The sequence below is a fragment of the Streptomyces sp. NPDC050842 genome, from assembly GCF_044456565.1.
Taxonomy (GTDB): Bacteria; Actinomycetota; Actinomycetes; order Streptomycetales; family Streptomycetaceae; genus Streptomyces.
The window spans coordinates 542,738-559,500 of sequence record NZ_JBITGA010000001.1 but is presented as its reverse complement, the minus strand read 5'-3'; the positions used below and the strand labels follow the sequence as shown (position 1 = coordinate 559,500).

Genomic DNA, 16,763 nt, shown 5'->3' with positions numbered 1-16,763 from the left:
GGGCCGCCACGCCGTCGGTTCGACCGACGCCCCCTGACGCCGCGTCAGCGGCGGGTGGGTCAGCGGAGCGTCGTCACTTGACGGCCGCGAGCAGCGGCGTGATCTCGTCGATGGCGTACGGGATCGACAGGACGGTGTTGAAGGAGAACGCGGCGCCGATGTCGGGGTCCTGGTAGGGCACGAACAGGTCGCGCTTCTCCTGGTTGACCTTCAGCTTCTTGTAGAGCGGCTCCGCCTTGATGCGGTCGTTGGCCTCGGTGCTGGAGGTGACCCAGACCAGCCGGTCGACGTCGAGGATGTTCAGCTTCTCGGCGCTGAGTTCGGCCACGTTCCAGCCCGGCTTGGCCAGGCCGTCGATCTCCGGCTTCAGCTTGAAGCCGAGCTCGGAGAAGAAGATCGCCTTGGGGTCGGTCTTGGTGAACGCCGAGTACTTGCCGGCCTCGAAGGAGTCGGCGACGGCCAGCGTCTTCGTCGCGAACTCGGGGTTCTTCTCACGGACGGCCTTGAAGCGGGTGTCGATGTCCGCGATCAGCTTCTCGGTCTCGGCGTCCTTGCCGAGCGCCTTGCCGATCTGGCGGGTCATGACCTGCCACGGAGCGCCGTAGTCGGGGTGCTCCTTGGGCTGGGCGACGACCTTGGTGAACTTGGAGAGCGTGTCGTACTGCTCCTTCTTCATCCCCGAGTACTGGGCGATGACCAGGTCCGGCTTCAGCGCGGCGATCTTCTCGATGTTGTACTCGTCGCGCTCGCCGACGATCTCGGGCTTCGTGGAGCCCCACTTGTCCTTCGTCCAGGGCCACTTGCCGTACGGCTGCTCCTTGAACCAGTCGACCGAGCCGACCGGCTTGACGCCGAGCGCGAGCACCGCGTCCTGGTCGGAGAGGCCGAGCGTGACGATCGTCTTCGGCTCCTTGTCGATCGTCGTGCTGCCGTACTTGTGCGCGACGGTGACGGGGAACGCGGCGGGCTTGGCCGCTCCGTCCGCCGACGCCGAGCCGGAGGGCGAGGAGGTCGAGCCGGACTTCTCCGCCCCGCCCCCACAGGCGGCGAGTGCGAGCGCCGCCACCGCGAGGACGGCCACACGGGGAGCGGATCTGGCGAACCGCGCGAGGGCGGGACGTGCACCAGTGGACACAGACGTTCCTTTCAGGGGGATCTTCCATGCGTGCCACGCCCGCCGGACACGGGAACGCTGCCCGGCGGGGAGTGTGGCGGATCGTACGTGGGGGGTCGCGGAGTGGTTCGCGGCGGAGGGTGGGAGGGCCCGCGTCAGCGGGCCGTACCCACACCGTCGACGACCGGCCGGCCCTCGCCGGAGGCGGAGGCGGGCGCGGGGACGGGGACGGTGGCCGGGGAACGGGTGGTGGCCGGGCGGTGGCCGACGACCGAGTCGAGGATCTCCCCGACCCGGATCGCGGTGTTGGAGAGCAGCGACGACGTGATGCCGTGGGTGTGCTCCGTACCGCCCTGGAGGTAGATGCCGCAGCGCAGTTCGGGGTCGGTGGCGACGCGGTAGTCGCGTTCGACGCGGATGCGGCCCTGCTCGTCGCGGTGGCAGCGCTGGGCGACGTCGCCCAGGACGCCGAGCGGGTCGGCGGGGCTGTAGCCGGTGGCGAGCACGACCACGTCGGCGTCGAGCGTGGTCTCCTCGCCGCTGACCAGGGACTTGACGACGGCGCGGGCCCCGTCGGGACCGTCCTCGACGCCGACGAGCCGGGAGACGTTCAGGAAGCGCAGCCGCTCGGTGCCGAGGACCTTCTCCTGGTACGACTGCCGGTACAGGTCGTCGATGAGGTCGATGTCCACCACGGAGTAGTTGGTGTTGCCGTGGTACTCCATCAGCTTGCGCTTGATGTCGTCGGGCGCGGTGAAGTACTCGTCGACCGCTTCGGGGTCGAAGATGCGGTTGGCGAAGGCGCTGTCGTCGGCGGGGCTGTAGCCGTAGCGGGAGAAGACGGCGCAGATCTCGGCGTCGGGGAACCGGCGGTGCAGGTAGGCCACGTTCTCGGCGGCGCTCTGCCCGGCGCCCACGACGACGAACCGCTCGGGGGCGGTGCCCTCCAGGCTGTCCACCTTCGCCAGCAAGTCGGAGTTGTGCCAGACCCGTTCGCTCCGCTCGATGCCCTCCGGCATGCGGGGGCGCAGTCCGGTGCCGAGGACGAGGTTGCGGGCGCGGTGGACGACGAGCTCCGTGCCGGCGCGGGCGGTGACCTCCAGGTACTCCACGACGCCGTCCTGGACGACGGGTTCGACGGCGATGATCTCGTGGCCGTACGAGACCATGTCGTCGACCTTCGCCGCGGCCCACTCGAGGTAGTCGTGGAACTCCACGCGCAGCGGGAAGAGGTTCTTGTGGTTGACGAAGTCGATCAGCCGGCCCTTGCTCTGCAGGTAGCAGAGGAAGCTGTACTCGCTGGACGGGTTCCGCAGCGTCACGAGGTCCTTGAGGAAGGACACCTGCATGGTCGCGTCGTCGATCAGCATGCCGCGGTGCCAGCCGAAACACGGCTGCCGCTCGAAGAAGTGCGCGGTCACCGCCTCCTCCCGGCCGACGCGGGCATTGTGCTCGCTGAGCGCCAACGCCATGGCCACGTTGGACGGCCCGAAGCCGATTCCAATGAGGTCGTGGACCAGAGGTGTGTCACCAGGAAGAACCTGAGACATGTCACTCCCATCGTGCGTGCCGCCTGTGGGGGGCGTGGCTTGGAACAGGGCGTCGGGGCACACCGGAGAGGGCGACCCGAGCTGAACTTAGGTAAAGCTAACCTGATCTGACACCGCCTGTCGACGTCCTGTGACGATCCACGACGAAACAATGGCTTCGAACAACCTTGAAACGCGGCCCAGTTGTCATGTTAGGTAAGCCTTGCTTTACTTGGCGTCGATCAATCGCTCTTCCTGGGAGGAAGCCCATGCGGGTCGTCATGTTCGGTTATCAGACCTGGGGCCATCGCACCCTCCAAGCGCTCCTGGACTCCGAGCACGACGTGGTGTTGGTCGTGACACACCCCAAGAGCGAGCACGCCTACGAGAAGATCTGGAGCGACTCGGTCGCCGATCTGGCCGCGGAGCACGGCGTCCCCGTCGTCATCCGCAACCGGCCCGACGACGAGGAGCTGTTCGAGCGGCTGAAAGAAGCCGATCCGGACATCATCGTGGCCAACAACTGGCGTACGTGGATCCCGCCGCGCATCTACACGCTGCCGCGCCACGGCACGCTGAACATCCACGATTCGCTGCTGCCCAAGTACGCCGGCTTCTCGCCCCTCATCTGGGCGCTGATCAACGGCGAGCCGGAAGTGGGCGTCACCGCCCACATGATGGACGAGGTGCTCGACGCCGGCGACATCGTCCGGCAGGACGCGGTCACCGTGGAGCCGACCGACACGGCGACGGACCTCTTCCACAAGACGGTGGACCTCATCGCCCCGGTCACGATCGGCGCCCTCGGTCTGATCGCCGCCGGGCAGACCGAGTTCACGAAGCAGGACCGGTCGCAGGCCAGCTTCTTCCACAAGCGGGCCGAAGAGGACATCCGGATCGACTGGAGCTGGCCCGCCGAGGTCCTCGAACGCCTGGTCCGCGCCCAGTCCGACCCCTATCCGGCCGCCTTCGCGTTCCACCGGGGCAGGCGGCTGGAAATCCTCTCCGCCGTGGTCTCCACGGGCCGTTACGGCGGCACTCCCGGCCGGATCTTCTACCGCGAGGGCGACGGCGTCGTCATCGTCGCCGGCGCCGACGCGCGCACCGGCCGCAACCACGGCCTCGCCATCACGCGCGTACGGACGGACGACGGCCGCGAGCTCTCCGCGGCCGAGTACTTCACTTCCATGGGCGGCTACCTCACCAGCCGTCCCTGACCACGAGGACCCTCACCATGCGTACCGCACGGCCTCGGCACTACCTCATGTGCCGGCCCACCCATTTCGACGTGGTCTACTCCATCAACCCGTGGATGGACCCGGCGAAGCCCGTCGACACCCAACTGGCCATCACCCAGTGGGAGAAGCTGCGCGAGGTCTACCTGAGCCTCGGGCACGCCGTCGACACGATCGACCCCGTCCCCGGCCTCCCCGACATGGTCTTCGCCGCCAACGGCGCGACCGTGATCGACGGCCGGGCGCTCGTGGCGAGGTTCCGCGACGCCGAGCGCATCGCGGAGGGCCCCGCCTACCACGACTGGCTGCGCGACAACGGATTCCCCGACCTGCGCACCGCCAACGTCGTCAACGAGGGCGAGGGCGACTACCTGTTGACCGGTGAGTGGCTGCTCGCCGGTACGGGCTTCCGCAGCGACCCGCGCTCGCACGACGAGGCGCAGGAGTTCTTCGGCCGCCCCGTCATCGGGCTGACGCTCGTGGACCCGGAGTACTACCACCTCGACACCGCGCTGACGGTGCTCGACGAGCGGACGATCGCGTACTACCCGGCGGCCTTCTCGCCGGGCAGCCTCGCCGTGCTGCGGCGTCTGTTCCCCGACGCCCTCATCGCCACCGCAGAGGACGCGGCGGTCTTCGGACTCAACGCGACGTCGGACGGCCTCAACGTGGTGCTGCCGCACAACGCCACCGGTCTGACCGAGCAGTTGCGCGCCCGGGGCTTCAACCCCATCGGCGTGGACCTCTCGGAACTCCTCAAGGCCGGCGGCAGCGTCAAGTGCTGCACGCTGGAACTGCGGACGGCCACCGCATAGCCCTGACGTGCCCCGGACGGTCCCGGGGCACGCCAGTGGACGCATATTAGGTTCGCCTCACCTAGGGAAGAGTTGATGGAGCAGCCGGTCGTCTCGGGAACGGAACACGACCCGGAGGGCGAGCGGTTCGCCTTCGTCGGCATCTCGAACGTGCCGACCGACTGGGGGCGGGTCCTCGCGGCGCTCACCGACGCCGGCCTGACGCTCGTCGCCCTCCCGGGCGAGGCCCCGGCCGCACCGGCCACACGGGCCGCCGACCCTCCGCCCACCCCGGCGGCGCCGACGCGCATGACGCCACCGAGCGTCCTCGACCTCCACGCGTACCTCCTGACCGCGATCGGCAAGGCCGCGCGCCGCCGGCTCACCGACAGGCTGACCGCACGGGGGCTCCGCCTGTGGCACCTCACCGTGATGGCTCTTCTCGGCGACCTCGGCCCGCAGATGAAGACGGCCCTGGCCGCGCGACTCGACATGAACGCCAGCGACCTCGTGAAGATCGTCAACGATCTGGAGAGGGCCGGGCACGTCGACTGTGTCCGGGACACCGCCGACCGGCGCCGCGTCGTCGTCGCGCTGACCGCCGAGGGCAGGACCGCGCTGGCCGAGCTCAGCGCGGACATCGCGTCGGCGGACGACGACATCCTCGCCCCGCTCACCCCGGCGGAACGCGACCAACTGGGCTCTCTGTTACGCCGCGTGCACCGCCATCTCGAACCGGCACCGGCGGGGGTGGTCCACGAAGCCCCGAGCGGCACCCACCACCGGGGGCAGAGCACCGGCGCCCCCGTCCGGACCCACTCCGCCGAGGACGGCCGGATCGACTGGTCGCTGCCGGCGGAGTCCCTCGCGCGGTTCGTCGACGCCCGGCGGGGCGCCTACCCCGCCGCGTACACCCACCACCACGGCCGGCGTCTGGAGATCCTCACGGCGGCGGTCACCCGCCACACCTACGCGGGGACGCCCGGCCTGGTCCTCCACACCGAGGACGAGGGCGTCGTCATCGTCACGGGAGCCGCCGCCCACACGGGCCGCAACCACGCCCTCGCCCTGACCCGCGTCCGTACCGAGGAGGGCCGGGAGATCGCCCCCGAGGAGTGCTTCGGGGCGGCGGACCAGGACCCTTCCGACGAACGTCGAACTCTCAGCGACGGGCGAGGACTTCGGCGATCCGGGTGAAGCCCTCGGCGCCGTGCCCCAGGCCCACCGTGCGGCGCGCGAGCCCCTCGGCCGCCCGCATCACGCCCGCGTCGATGCCGTGGGCCTCGGAGGCCTGGACGATGTGCGCCATGGACGACACCACGGACGTCAGCGGATTGCCCTCGCCCGAGTAGGAGCCGCTCTCCAGGTCCTCGGCCAGGGCCTGGAACAGCGGCGGCAGGATCGTGCCGATGCCCTGGGCGAACGGGGCCAGCTCGCCCGGCGAGACGCCCTCCGCCCCCGCCAGGGCGACGGCGTGGACGTACCCCGCCATCGACGTCCAGAAGATGTCGAGCAGCGCGATGTCGTACGCCGCGGCCCGGGCGATGTCCTCGCCGAGGTGCGTGTGGGTGCCGCCCAGGACGTCGAGCACCGGCCGGTGTTCGGCGTAGAGCTCCGCCGGGCCGCTGTGCAGGAACACGGCCTGCGGCGTCCCGATGGTCGGGGTGGGCGTCATGATGGCGCCATCGAGATACCGGATGCCGTGGTCGCCGGCCCAACGGCCGGTGTCCCGGGCCCGGTCCGGCGTGTCGGCCGTGAGGTTCACCAGGGTGCGGCCCTTCAGCGCGGCCGTGACGTCGACGTGACGGAGTACGGCGTCCGTCGCGTCGTAATTGACCAGGCAGACGACGCTGAGCGGGCTCGCGGCGACCGCCTCCTCGACCGACGCCGCCCCGATCGCACCCCGCGCGACCAGCTCACCGTCCCGGCCCGGGGTGCGGTTCCACACGGTGGTACGGACCCCGGCGGCCACGAACGCACCGGCCAGCGCACGGCCCATGGGCCCGAGTCCGACGACCGTGACGGACGGCACCTGGGAAGAAGACATGAGGGAACTCCCTTGTATGTGAGGTAAGAAGAAAGGCATGACCGGGGTACGAAGGCGGGGGCGAGCACGATGACGCGTGGCCGGGCCGAGGACACGGGGGTCTGCGGCGTGACCGCGGCCGTCGCCGTGATCGACGGCAAGTGGAAGACCCTGCTGCTCTGGATGCTCGAATCCGGCCCCCACCGGCCCGGCGAGATGCGCCGGCGGATCCCGGCGATCAGCGAGAAGGTACTGACCCAGGCCCTGCGGGAGATGGAGTCGGACGGCCTCGTGCATCGCGAGGTGCACGACGTGGTGCCGCCGAAGACCGTCTACTCCCTGACCGTCTTCGGCCGCGAGCTCTCCGACGCCCTGGCACCCCTCTCCGACTGGGGCCACCGCAGGCTGGACCGGCTCGCCGAGGAGCGCGCCGCGTCCTGACCGTTCGGCCGTCTCCTTTCCCGCTCCGTTCCCTCGGCCACCACCAGGTTCTCCCCGCGCCCTTCCCCCCGGCAAGTACCCACAAAAAGGTGGGTGTGCCGGCGGCACTCAGGCAGCCATCGGCCGGCGCCACGTCAACCGGCGGCCTCGGGGTCCTTCGGGAGAGTGCTCCTGTTTGCCACCAAGATCTGCCGCCCCCTAGGGTTCTGACCTGCTGGAACACGATTTGTCCCTGCGGCGAAGGGCGCCATCATGGCTGCCGACCGGCCTGACGACCAGGAGCCGGCCCGCGCGCTGGGCAGGGCGCTGCGCGACCTCCAACGCCGCTCCGGACGCACGCTGCGGGACCTCGAGACGAGCGTGCGCATCAGCGACTCGTCGCTGTCCCGGTACTTCCTCGGCATCACCGTTCCCCCGTGGGGGACGGTGCGCGACCTGTGCGAGGCCCTCGACGGCGACCCCTCCGAGTACCGGCACCTGTGGGAGGCCGCCGACCGGAGCCAGCGCAAACCGGTCCGGCGGCAGCAGGTCCAGGACGACCTGCCCATGAGCGAACCGCCCCAGGGCGAACCGGTCCGGGACACCAGTACGGATACGGAAGGGGCGTCCGCGCCCGAGGAGAGCGGCGCAACGGCGGCGTCCACACCGCCCGTGCCCGCGCGGCGGCGGCTCTCGGTGCGGAGCCGGCACACGGTATGGGCCCTCGCCGGGGCCGTGATCGGTCTGCTGATCGGAGCCACGAGCACCGCTCTCGTCCAGCCGCGGCCCCCGGCGTCCGGCGACGACACCCCGACGGCCCCGCGCAGTGCGCAGGGTGCGCAGGGCGCGTCCGCCGTGTCGGACGACCCCAGGATCTTCGTGAGCCGCGCGACGGGCGCCTGCCTCGACGACAGTCTCGACAAGGGCACCCGGTCCTTCGCGTGCAACGGCATGTCGTACCAGCGCTGGACGGTCCGCAGGACGCCGGACGGGGGCACCCAGCTCAGGAACCACGCGACGGGAGAGTGCCTGGACCATCTCCCCGGCGGTCTTTCCACCACGCCCTGCGGCGCGTCCGCCTCCCAGCGGTGGACCGTCAGCGCGGGGGACGACGCGGCCGTCGAGATCAGGAGCACGACGGCCCGGCGCTGCCTGGCCGACAGCGCGGGCGGTCTGCGGATGTCGCCGTGCGACGCGACGACGCGTCAGAAGTGGGCCTGACGCGGCGAGTCGGGAACGCGGCGGCTACGCCACGTCCACGGCGTCCAGCTCGGTGTAGCGGTCCCCCTTCGTGAGGCGGAGGGTGTTCCACCCCGCGCGCAGGTCCACAGGGACCTCGGTCGACGCCCACTCGTCCCAGCCGGTGAACGGGTAGTCGACGGCGCCCGCGCCCGTGCCGTTGACCGTCAGGGCGTGCGACGCGGCTGCGGGGGCGCCCGAGGCGTCCAGTGAGCCGTTGCCGTAGCGCACGGCCAGGGTGTGGCGCCCCGGAGAGGCGGCGAAGACCCGGAACTCCACGAAGCTGTCGGGTTCGTCGATGTGCCCGACGGCCCGGTCGCCCCAGGCCTTCCGCGCATCACGGACGGCAGCCTTGTACATCCGGGCGAGCTCCGCCTCGTACACCGTCCTGCTGCCGCGCACGACCGGACGGCCGTCGGCGAAGCCGAGGTCGGCGGCGTACAGCACCCGTCGTACGCCGTCGGCGCCGCGGCCGTGGAAGAGGATGCGGTCCTGGCCGCCGGGGCCGGTCACGACGTCCTGACCGCCCGGTCCGCCGATCCCGTCCGCGAAGGACTCCGTGGTCATGAACGGCCCGTTCCCCTTCACGTACGGCCCGGTGAGGGTGTCGGCGGTCGCCCAGCCCCCCGCGTACGCGTTGGTGCGGTAGTCGCCGCCCGAGTACAGGAGGACGTAGCGGCCGTCCCGCTTGACGAGGGTGGGCGCTTCGACGAGGCCCTGCTCCCAGGTGTGGGGGTCGTCCTGCTTGAGGAGCCGGACCGGGTCCCCGGTGACGCGGGTGCCGTCCCACGAGACGGGCTGGAGATGGAGCCAGGTGTCGAGCCGGCAGCAGTTCCCGTCGCTCTTCCAGAGCAGGTGGCGGGTGCCGTTCTCGGTGTAGCTCGACGCGTCGATCGCGCCGCCGAGCTCGGTCGGACAGACCAGCGGGCGGTCGCCGACCGGCCGGAACGGGCCGTCGGGCGAGGACGCGAGCGCGACGCCGATGCACTGACGGCCGCCGGCCCGGTCACGAGCCGTGTAGTGGAGCGTGAATCCGTCGCCGTTGTCGAAGACCTCCGGCGCCCAGACGTGGCCCGGGGGATCGAGCGTGACCCACGCACCGACCTCGGGCAGCACGTCCGTCCCGTCGACCGTCCAGTGGACCAGGTCGGTGGACGTGGCGTGCTGGATGTTCCTGCCGTGGGCGTTGGTGGCGTAGGCGTGGAAGACCCGGCCCACCCGTACGACGTCCGGGTCGGCGAAGTCCTGGTCGAGGACGGGCGTGACCGGCGCGGGTGCCTGGACCACGGCCGGGGCGAGTGCGGAAGGTACGGCTCCGGGGGCGGGAGCCAGTGCGGCGAGGCAGGCGGCCGCGCCCAGCGCCAGGACCGCGACGAACCCCCGGCGAGAAGCGGCCCGTGTCCGGCGGGGAAGTCCGCCCCTTCGATCGTTCGGGTGGTCCACTGATCCGCTCCCTCGGTTCCTCCCGCGCCTCGGTGCGCGGGGCACACCACGAGAACGACACGGCCGCCGTCGCGTTGCGCCGGTCCAGCGCCCCGGTCCCGACCCGCGTCCCGGGGTCCTCCCTGTCCCGGGACAGGAGAGTCTCCGCAGGTCAGCGGGGTGGGGATCCCGACTTCACCGAATCGGGCGGGACACGCTTGCGGGCCGCTTCCCGCCCGGCACAGACTTCGGTTGTCCGACCGCGGCACCGCTCACCGGCGGCGCCCCGACCGGGCGGCCCGCCCCGGTGCGCACCCCGCGCCGTGCGGCGGAGCCCGTGGCCGCCTCGCTCGGCCGCAGCCACACCGACGCCTTCCGACGCCACCCACTGGCCCTCACCGGAGACCTCCCCCGGGTCGGTCCCAGGTCCCGGTCTCGTCGCCCCGCTCGTCCTCGACCACCGCAGGAGATTCCCCATGCCCCGGCGCAGCTCTGCCCACCGCTCCCCCCTCGCCATGACCGCGGCGGTCACCGGCGCCACGATCGCCCTCGCCGCGACCCTGCTCGCCGGCCTCGGTGGACCGGCCTCCGACGAACGGCCACCTCCCGTGCGAGCCGGCTCCCCGGGACCGGTCACCGAGGAGGACCGGCTCCTCCACGACGCCGAGCAGCGGCTGCTGCGCGACTGCATGCGCCGGCACGGATTCACGTACCGGGTCTTCCCGCTCGACGAGGACACCGAGGCCACGGCCTTCGTGTACGTCCTCGACGACGCGGACCGGGCCCGGCGCCACGGCTACGGCTCCGAGCTGCGACGGCAGCGGAAGGCCCGCACCGCGAGCGACCCGAACCGCGCCTACTTCGCCGCGCTCCCGGCGGATCGGAAGGCCGAGGCGCTGGCCGCGGCCAACGGCACCTCGCCCGACGGTCTTACCGTCACCCTCCCGGGCGGCGGAACCGTACAGCGCAGCGATCACGGCTGCGTCGCGGAGGCCCAGCGCGGGCTGTTCGGAGACCTCGGCGCCTGGTTCCGTGCGTCGACCCGCGTCGACGCCCTGATCCAGATCCGCCGGAGCCGTGTCACGGCCGACGCGGGCTACCGGGAACGGCTCGGTGTGTGGCGGGACTGCATGCGGCGCGCCGGGTACGCGTTCGCGACGCCGGCCGACGCCCGGGCCGCCGCGCTCTCCCCCGTACAACCCCTGGGCAAGGACCGCGAGGTCGCGTTGGCCCTGGCGGAGGTCCGGTGCGCCGGGGACTCGGGGCTCGCCCGCACGGCCCGGGACATCGACGCGCACCACGGCCGGGTCCTGGACCGCGAGTACCGCGCGGACGTCGAGGCGCGGGAGCGGCTGAGGTCGGCCGCGCTGCCCCGTGCCCGCCGGATCCTCGGCGGCGGCCCCCGGGACTGACCGCCCCGCCCCCATGACTCCGCCGCGTGCGACGTGCACACGGCGGCCCCGACGGCCGCGCCGCGAACGGCGGTACGGCCATCACCCCTGAGAAGGAGACATACCATGCGCATCAAGCGTGCCCTCGCGACCGCGCTCACCGTCGGAGCCCTCACCCTGCTGACCACCCCGGTGGCCGACGCCAGGGTCGCGGTCCCCGAGGCCGCCGCACCCCCGTCCGTGACGGCCCCCGCGGCCGTCGTCCCGGCCGGGCTTCCGGCCGCGGACGGCCACCTCTACGCCTGGGAGCACCCCCACGCGGGCGGATTCCACTGCAAGTGGAACGCGAACAACGCCAACTGGGCCGGTTGCCGCAACAAGGTCTCGGACGTCTGGAACAACGGGTACCCGGGACGCAGCGAGGACGTGCGGCTCTTCTACGGCCTGAACTGGACCGGCTCCTGGGTCTGCCTCCACCAGTCCCACTCCCTCCCCGACCTCGGCGCCTCCGGTCTGAGGTTCTTCAGTGCCGGTGCGGGCCAGGGCCAGCTCGTCAACGACAACGTGTCGTCGCACGACTGGGTCGACGCCTGCTGACGTCACCCCGCTCGACGCCGGCCCGGCGGGACATCCCCGCCGGGCCGGCGTCTCACTCTTCCGCCCCGGAGAGGAGCGGGGTGAGGGAGGTGACGGCCGGGTGTCCCGGGACGGCGGCGCGTGCGTCGTCGCTGCGGCGTACGGCGGCGGTCCGCCAGCCGGCCGCGGCCGCGGCGTCGAGTTCGGCTCCGACGTCGCTGACGAACAGCAGGCCGGCCGGCGCGTGCCCGAGCGACCTCGCGATCGCGTCGTAGGAGTCGGGGCACGTCTTCGGGCCGGTGGTCGTCAGGTCGAAGTAGCCGTCGAGCAGGGGGCGCAGATCGCCGTACGCGGTGTGGCCGAACCAGTCCCGCTGGGCGGCGACGGAACCGGACGAGTAGACGAACCGGCCCACGCCCCGCGCCTTCCAGTGCTCCAGCGCGGGCGGTACGTCCGCGTACACGTGCCCGTGCAGTCGGCCCTCCGCGTAGCCGTCGGCCCAGATCAGCCCCTGGAGCGTCTTCAGCGGTGCCGCCTTCACGTCGGTGTCGGACCACCGCTCCAGCAGTGCGAGGGCCCCGGCCTCGTCCTGGACCGCCCCGGCCTGGACGGCGACGGCGTCCAGGATCCGCTGCCCCTGCTCGGTGCCGCGGTGCGCGGCGAGCCAGGAGGCGAGCCGTTCCCGCGCGTAGGGGAACAGGACGTCCTGCACATGGGTGAGCGACCCGGTCGTCCCCTCGACGTCGAGCACGACGGCCCGAAGCCCTGGGTCGCGTACGAACTGCATGAGGGAGTCCTTCTGTTCGGTTGCGACCACTTCACCATGGCGTACGGCGGATGCGCGGCCGTGTCACGAGGTCCAGAGCCGGAGGAGTGCGGTGACGGCCACCGCTCCCAGGAGCGCCGCGGGCATCGGCGCCCGGTAGTGGCGCAGGACGACCACGGTCGCGAGGCCGGCGAGCAGGGTGGGGTCGAGGGCGCTCCAGGCCGGCCCGGCGACGGCCGTCACGATGAAGCCGGCGAGCAGGGCCGGGGCCACGAGGGCGATCACGGACCGTGCGTGTGCGGGCAGTTCGCGGTCGGCCAGGACGGCCGGCCCGAGGGCTTTGAAGGCGAAGCTGACCAGGGCGACGGCGCCGATGGCGATCCAGAGGGTCATCGGGCCACCTCGGTCGCGGAGTTGGCGTGACCGTCGGCGGGAGCGCGTCGGGTGGGTGTCCCCGCGGCAGGTCTGACGAGGGCGATCAGGGCGGCGGCGGCCGCACCGACGAGGGCCGGTCCGGTGGGGAGGAAGAGGACCAGTCCTGCCGCGATGGCCGCGCCGAGCAGGGCGGGCAGCCGGTTGGCCCGCTCCTTGCGGAGCTCGTCGATGAGGAACGTCACGAACAGGGCGGGGGTGAGGACGTCCAGCCCGAGCGTGTGCAGGAGTCCCGGGTCGGGAGCGATGACGACGCCCAGCGCGGTCCCGGCGACCCAGGCCGGCCACTGGATCAGGGTCGCTCCGAAGAGCACGTACCGGTCGAACCGTCCGCCGCCGAGGTGGGCCGCCGCCCACGATCCGTCCACCACCGCCTGGCCTTCCAGGGCGCGGCGCAGTCTGCCGCCGCGCAGGTCGCGCGCCACGGCCATGCCCATCGGCAGGAACCGGCTGTTGATCAGCGCCGCGGCGGTGACGGCGGAGGCCACGCCGCCACCGGTGCCCAGGGCCGCCACCAGGGCGAACTGGGCCGAGCCAGAGAAGACGACCACGGAGCACAGGATCGGCGCGAGGGTGCCCCAGCCCTGTGCCTGCGTCAGCGCGCCGAAGCTGGTCGCGAGCAGGAACGAGGCCGCTGCGAGCCCTGATCCGATGTGAAGACCGGAGCGGAAGCGTTCACGGGGTATGGCGGCGCCTCGCGCCGCTGGAAGGGAGCTTTCCATGACCACAACCTAACAGGCATAACGCGGTAAGCCCGTTAGATGGCTAGACTGGCAGGGTGGTAGTGGAGAAGAACGGATCCGACGTCCCGTCCGCAGGCGTGGCCGCGGGCGCGCCTGCGGGCGTGTCACTCATGGGCGGGCACCCCGTGCTCGACTTCGTCAACACCGTCGCCTGGCGGACGGACCCCGCCCGCCGCGCCGAGCGGGTCACGGGCGCCACAGCGTGGGCGAGGTGGGCGGTCACCGCCGGACTGCTCACGTCACCGCAGTCCGCCGCTCTCCAAGAGACGCTGGCGGCTGCCGGGACCGAGGAGACGCAGCGCCAACTGGCCGCGCTGCACCACCTCCGCGCCCTGCTCTGGCCCGTCCTGGACGCGCTCACCGACGGCGAGCCCCCGCCGCCGGACGAGTGGAACGATCTCCGGCGGGCGATCCTGCTGGCCCGCGAGAGCGCGGAGCTCCCGCCGGCGTTCCCCCTGCGCTGGCAGCCCGGCACGGACCGGCTCACCGACCTCGGGCACACACTCGCCCTCCAGGCCGAAGGACTCCTCGCCGGCCCCGGCCTCGATCGGATCCGGCGCTGCGGAGGGCCCGGCTGCGGATGGTTCTTCCTCGACCGCAGCCGCAGCGGCACCCGGCGATGGTGCAGCTCAGGCGACTGCGGCAACCGCGACCGCGCCCGCCGCCACTACGCCCGCACCAAGCAGACGTCGTGACGGACGAGGAGGCCGGTCCGCGTCATAGGCTGGCATCCGAGCGAGCGGGACGGGAGGTCCGAGGTGAGCGAGACGAAGGCGGCCCGGGTGAGGGTGCCCGAGGCGACGGTGTCCGAGGTGTTGGCCGAGCTGGCCGGACTCGAGGACCCGAAGGCGCGCGCGGTGAACGAGAGGCACGGTGACGATCACGGTGTGAACCTCGGCAAGCTGCGCACGGTCGCGAAGCGGCTGAAGACCCAGCAGGACCTCGCGTACCGGCTGTGGGAGACGGACGACACGGCGGCGAAACTGCTCGCGCTCCTGATCTGCCGCCCGAAGGCGTTCCGGCGGGACGAGCTGGACGCCATGCTGCGCGAGGCGCGCACCCCCAAGGTGCACGACTGGCTCGTGAACTACGTGGTGAAGAAGAACCCGCACGCCGAAGAGCTGCGACCGGCCTGGACCGCCGACCCGGATCCCGTGGTCGCGAGCGCCGGCTGGGCGCTGACCACGGAACGCGTGGCGAGGAAGCCCGAGGACCTCGACCTCGCGGGCCTGCTCGACGTCATCGAGGCGCAGATGAAGGACGCGCCGGACCGGCTGCAGTGGGCGATGAACCACTGCCTGGCCCAGATCGGGATCGAGCACCCCGAGCTCCGCACCCGCGCGATCGACATCGGCGAGCGGCTGCAGGTACTGAAGGACTACCCGACTCCCCCGGGGTGCACGTCGCCGTTCGCGCCGGACTGGATCGCGGAGATGGTGCGTCGGCAGGACGCCGAGTAGCACCTGGCGCGGCACCACAAGGCGCGCGGAGGCGCCACAGGGCGCCACTTGGCACCACAGGGCACCACTTGGCGCCGCATGGCACCAGGCGGCGCCATCTGGCGCCACACGGACTTGCAATGGCGCCAAAGTGGTGCCACTATCTCCTCATGGACTTGACCCCCTACGTCGACCACCTCCGCAGCGAGCTCGCGGTCGCCGCCAACGCCGGCGGTGACGAAGCACGCGCCCTGGCCGAGCGGCTGACCGCCCCCCTGGAATCGGCCGCCCGTCTGACGCTCCTCAACGCCCTGTCCGCCGCCTCCGAGGAGATCACCCGCGAGCTGGCGCCGGGCTCGGTGGACGTGCGACTGCGGGGAACGGACCCCGAGTTCGTGGTGACGTCACCGCTCGCCACCGAGGCGCCGAACGACGGCCGCGCCACCATGGCGGCACCGATGGCGCCACGCACGGCGCCGGTGGCACCGCCCGTCGGGGACGGCGACGAAGGGGGCACCGCGCGCATCAACTTCCGGCTCCCGGCACACCTCAAGTCCCGCGTGGAGGACGCCGCCGGCCAGGAGAGCCTGTCGGTCAACGCCTGGCTCGTCCGAGCGGTCGCCATCGCCCTGGAACCGGGCGGCGCGGTCCAGGCCGCCCCGCCGCCGAGCCCGGTGGGCCAGAGCTACCGGGGCTGGGTCCGCTAACCGAGCCGCCCCTCATCACCCGCACCACCTGCGCAAACACACACCAGAGCCAAGAGGACGGGACAGCCATGCCTTCTTTCGAAACGCCCGAGCCCATCACCGCGATCCTGGACTTCGAGGTCGGCAACGTGCGCCTCACGGCGAGCGAGCGTACGGACACGGTAGTCGAGGTGCTGCCGAGCAACGGAGCCGAGGACGTCGACGTACGGGTCGCCCAGCAGACCAAGGTCACGTACGCCAACGGCACCCTGACCGTCAAGGGGCCCCGGAAGCGCTCGCCGTTCGGCAAGCACGGGTCGATCGACATCACCGTCGGACTCCCGGCGGGCTCGCGCCTCGACGGCACCACCGCCATGGGCGACATCACCAGCGAGGGGACGCTCGGCGAGTGCCGGGTGAAGGCCTCGCTCGGCGACATCCGGCTCGACGAGACGGGCGGCACCCACCTGCGGACCGGCCACGGCGACATCCGCGTCCACCGCGCGACCGGCCATGCCGAGATCCACGGCCAGGGCCGGATCGAGATCGACGAGATCGCGGGCACGGCCGTCATCAAGAACGGCAACGGCGAGATCACGGTCGGCGAGATCACCGGCGACCTCAAGGCCACCTCCTCCAACGGCCGCATCTCGGTCGGCCTCGCCCACGCCTCCGTGGACGCCAGGTCCGCCAACGGCGCCATCCGCATCGACGAGGTGGTCCGGGGCGCCATCCGGCTCCAGGCCGCCGCGCACGACGTGGAGATCGGCGTACGGGAGTCCACCGCGGCGTGGCTGGACGTCAATACCCGGGTCGGGACCGTGCGCAACGCACTCGGCGCCGCCCAGGGTCCCGAGACGTCCGAGGAGACCGTCGAGATCCACGCCCGTACCGGAGTCGGCGACATCGTGATCCGTCGCGCCTGACCTGCCCGGGCCGCTGTCGCCATCC

18 protein-coding genes are annotated in these 16,763 nt (G+C 72.0%); 11 read left to right on the top strand and 7 right to left on the bottom strand.

Features of this window, described 5'->3' with window-relative positions; genetic code table 11:
• Nucleotides 1-73 precede the first annotated feature (73 nt).
• Both ACIBG6_RS02570 and ACIBG6_RS02565 read right to left on the bottom strand, forming a co-directional pair.
• Nucleotides 74-1,135 carry an iron-siderophore ABC transporter substrate-binding protein gene (locus ACIBG6_RS02570; RefSeq protein ID WP_399220633.1) on the bottom strand — a complete coding sequence of 354 codons (1,062 nt, stop codon included), beginning with the start codon at nt 1,133-1,135 and terminating at the stop codon, nt 74-76.
• 134 nt (nt 1,136-1,269) lie between these two features.
• A complete protein-coding gene (locus ACIBG6_RS02565) occupies nt 1,270-2,664 on the bottom strand; it encodes a lysine N(6)-hydroxylase/L-ornithine N(5)-oxygenase family protein (protein WP_399220631.1) in 1,395 nt (464 codons plus the stop codon).
• 248 nt (nt 2,665-2,912) lie between these two features.
• On the opposite strand from ACIBG6_RS02565, the gene ACIBG6_RS02560 reads away from it, so the two are divergent.
• The 3 genes from ACIBG6_RS02560 (at nt 2,913) to ACIBG6_RS02550 (ending at nt 5,869) form a co-directional block, all read left to right on the top strand.
• Nucleotides 2,913-3,860, top strand: a complete 948-nt coding sequence (locus ACIBG6_RS02560; protein ID WP_399220630.1) for a methionyl-tRNA formyltransferase — start codon at nt 2,913-2,915, stop codon at nt 3,858-3,860.
• On the top strand, nt 3,857-4,693 hold the full coding sequence (gene ddaH / locus ACIBG6_RS02555) for a dimethylargininase (protein WP_399221164.1): 837 nt from the start codon (nt 3,857-3,859) through the stop codon (nt 4,691-4,693). Before ACIBG6_RS02560 ends, ddaH begins: the two co-directional genes overlap by 4 nt.
• 75 nt (nt 4,694-4,768) lie before the next feature.
• Nucleotides 4,769-5,869 carry a winged helix DNA-binding protein gene (locus ACIBG6_RS02550; RefSeq protein WP_399220628.1) on the top strand — a complete coding sequence of 367 codons (1,101 nt, stop codon included), beginning with the start codon at nt 4,769-4,771 and terminating at the stop codon, nt 5,867-5,869.
• Here ACIBG6_RS02550 and ACIBG6_RS02545 read toward each other — a convergent pair.
• The gene (locus tag ACIBG6_RS02545) at nt 5,835-6,719 is read right to left on the bottom strand and encodes an NAD(P)-dependent oxidoreductase (RefSeq protein WP_399220627.1); all 885 of its coding nucleotides are present in this window, start codon (nt 6,717-6,719) and stop codon (nt 5,835-5,837) included. The two genes, ACIBG6_RS02550 and ACIBG6_RS02545, sit on opposite strands and share 35 nt — an antisense overlap.
• Before the next feature lie 69 nt (nt 6,720-6,788).
• On the opposite strand from ACIBG6_RS02545, the gene ACIBG6_RS02540 reads away from it, so the two are divergent.
• Both ACIBG6_RS02540 and ACIBG6_RS02535 read left to right on the top strand, forming a co-directional pair.
• Nucleotides 6,789-7,139: a winged helix-turn-helix transcriptional regulator gene (locus tag ACIBG6_RS02540; RefSeq protein WP_399220626.1), complete on the top strand. Its 351-nt coding sequence runs from the start codon at nt 6,789-6,791 to the stop codon at nt 7,137-7,139.
• Nucleotides 7,140-7,391: 252 nt separating this feature from the next.
• Complete coding sequence (locus ACIBG6_RS02535; protein WP_399220625.1) at nt 7,392-8,339, top strand: RICIN domain-containing protein; 948 nt, start codon at nt 7,392-7,394, stop codon at nt 8,337-8,339.
• Between the two features lie 24 nt (nt 8,340-8,363).
• Here ACIBG6_RS02535 and ACIBG6_RS02530 read toward each other — a convergent pair whose 3' ends face one another.
• On the bottom strand, nt 8,364-9,800 hold the full coding sequence (locus ACIBG6_RS02530; RefSeq protein ID WP_399220624.1) for a family 43 glycosylhydrolase: 1,437 nt from the start codon (nt 9,798-9,800) through the stop codon (nt 8,364-8,366).
• Nucleotides 9,801-10,255: 455 nt separating this feature from the next.
• Between ACIBG6_RS02530 and ACIBG6_RS02525 the strand changes: the two genes are divergently transcribed.
• A complete protein-coding gene (locus ACIBG6_RS02525; RefSeq protein ID WP_399220623.1) occupies nt 10,256-11,191 on the top strand; it encodes a hypothetical protein in 936 nt (311 codons plus the stop codon).
• 105 nt (nt 11,192-11,296) lie between these two features.
• Entirely contained in the window at nt 11,297-11,767 is a 471-nt protein-coding gene (locus ACIBG6_RS02520) for a hypothetical protein (RefSeq protein WP_399220622.1), read from the top strand.
• A 52-nt stretch (nt 11,768-11,819) separates the two neighbouring features.
• Here the strand turns inward: ACIBG6_RS02520 and mtnC are convergent, their stop codons facing one another.
• From mtnC to ACIBG6_RS02505, 3 genes are all read right to left on the bottom strand, one after another.
• The gene (gene mtnC / locus ACIBG6_RS02515) at nt 11,820-12,533 is read right to left on the bottom strand and encodes an acireductone synthase (RefSeq protein ID WP_399220621.1); all 714 of its coding nucleotides are present in this window, start codon (nt 12,531-12,533) and stop codon (nt 11,820-11,822) included.
• 63 nt (nt 12,534-12,596) lie between these two features.
• Complete coding sequence (locus ACIBG6_RS02510) at nt 12,597-12,905, bottom strand: AzlD domain-containing protein (protein WP_399220620.1); 309 nt, start codon at nt 12,903-12,905, stop codon at nt 12,597-12,599.
• Entirely contained in the window at nt 12,902-13,666 is a 765-nt protein-coding gene (locus ACIBG6_RS02505; RefSeq protein ID WP_399220619.1) for an AzlC family ABC transporter permease, read from the bottom strand. The genes ACIBG6_RS02510 and ACIBG6_RS02505 overlap by 4 nt, the downstream gene beginning before the upstream one ends.
• A gap of 56 nt (nt 13,667-13,722) precedes the next feature.
• Here ACIBG6_RS02505 and ACIBG6_RS02500 point away from each other — a divergent pair, with 56 nt between their 5' ends.
• From ACIBG6_RS02500 to ACIBG6_RS02485, 4 genes are all read left to right on the top strand, one after another.
• Nucleotides 13,723-14,382, top strand: a complete 660-nt coding sequence (locus ACIBG6_RS02500) for a CGNR zinc finger domain-containing protein (RefSeq protein ID WP_399220618.1) — start codon at nt 13,723-13,725, stop codon at nt 14,380-14,382.
• 63 nt (nt 14,383-14,445) lie between these two features.
• The gene (locus tag ACIBG6_RS02495) at nt 14,446-15,147 is read left to right on the top strand and encodes a DNA alkylation repair protein (RefSeq protein WP_399220617.1); all 702 of its coding nucleotides are present in this window, start codon (nt 14,446-14,448) and stop codon (nt 15,145-15,147) included.
• Between the two features lie 149 nt (nt 15,148-15,296).
• Nucleotides 15,297-15,833 carry a hypothetical protein gene (locus ACIBG6_RS02490; protein ID WP_399220616.1) on the top strand — a complete coding sequence of 179 codons (537 nt, stop codon included), beginning with the start codon at nt 15,297-15,299 and terminating at the stop codon, nt 15,831-15,833.
• A 68-nt stretch (nt 15,834-15,901) separates the two neighbouring features.
• Nucleotides 15,902-16,738 (top strand): DUF4097 family beta strand repeat-containing protein, encoded by an 837-nt coding sequence (locus tag ACIBG6_RS02485; RefSeq protein ID WP_399220615.1) that lies wholly within the window; start codon nt 15,902-15,904, stop codon nt 16,736-16,738.
• Nucleotides 16,739-16,763: the final 25 nt, after the last annotated feature.

Excerpts from the sequence above, each read along its gene's own strand:
- ACIBG6_RS02565 (WP_399220631.1), bottom strand. The coding sequence starts at position 2,664 with ATGTCTCAGGTTCTTCCTGGTGACACACCTCTGGTCCACGACCTCATT.
- ACIBG6_RS02560 (WP_399220630.1), top strand. The coding sequence starts at position 2,913 with ATGCGGGTCGTCATGTTCGGTTATCAGACCTGGGGCCATCGCACCCTC.
- ACIBG6_RS02550 (WP_399220628.1), top strand. The coding sequence starts at position 4,769 with ATGGAGCAGCCGGTCGTCTCGGGAACGGAACACGACCCGGAGGGCGAG.
- ACIBG6_RS02545 (WP_399220627.1), bottom strand. The coding sequence starts at position 6,719 with ATGTCTTCTTCCCAGGTGCCGTCCGTCACGGTCGTCGGACTCGGGCCC.
- ACIBG6_RS02540 (WP_399220626.1), top strand. The coding sequence starts at position 6,789 with ATGACGCGTGGCCGGGCCGAGGACACGGGGGTCTGCGGCGTGACCGCG.
- ACIBG6_RS02535 (WP_399220625.1), top strand. The coding sequence starts at position 7,392 with ATGGCTGCCGACCGGCCTGACGACCAGGAGCCGGCCCGCGCGCTGGGC.
- ACIBG6_RS02525 (WP_399220623.1), top strand. The coding sequence starts at position 10,256 with ATGCCCCGGCGCAGCTCTGCCCACCGCTCCCCCCTCGCCATGACCGCG.
- ACIBG6_RS02520 (WP_399220622.1), top strand. The coding sequence starts at position 11,297 with ATGCGCATCAAGCGTGCCCTCGCGACCGCGCTCACCGTCGGAGCCCTC.
- mtnC (WP_399220621.1), bottom strand. The coding sequence starts at position 12,533 with ATGCAGTTCGTACGCGACCCAGGGCTTCGGGCCGTCGTGCTCGACGTC.
- ACIBG6_RS02510 (WP_399220620.1), bottom strand. The coding sequence starts at position 12,905 with ATGACCCTCTGGATCGCCATCGGCGCCGTCGCCCTGGTCAGCTTCGCC.
- ACIBG6_RS02505 (WP_399220619.1), bottom strand. The coding sequence starts at position 13,666 with ATGGAAAGCTCCCTTCCAGCGGCGCGAGGCGCCGCCATACCCCGTGAA.
- ACIBG6_RS02490 (WP_399220616.1), top strand. The coding sequence starts at position 15,297 with ATGGACTTGACCCCCTACGTCGACCACCTCCGCAGCGAGCTCGCGGTC.
- ACIBG6_RS02485 (WP_399220615.1), top strand. The coding sequence starts at position 15,902 with ATGCCTTCTTTCGAAACGCCCGAGCCCATCACCGCGATCCTGGACTTC.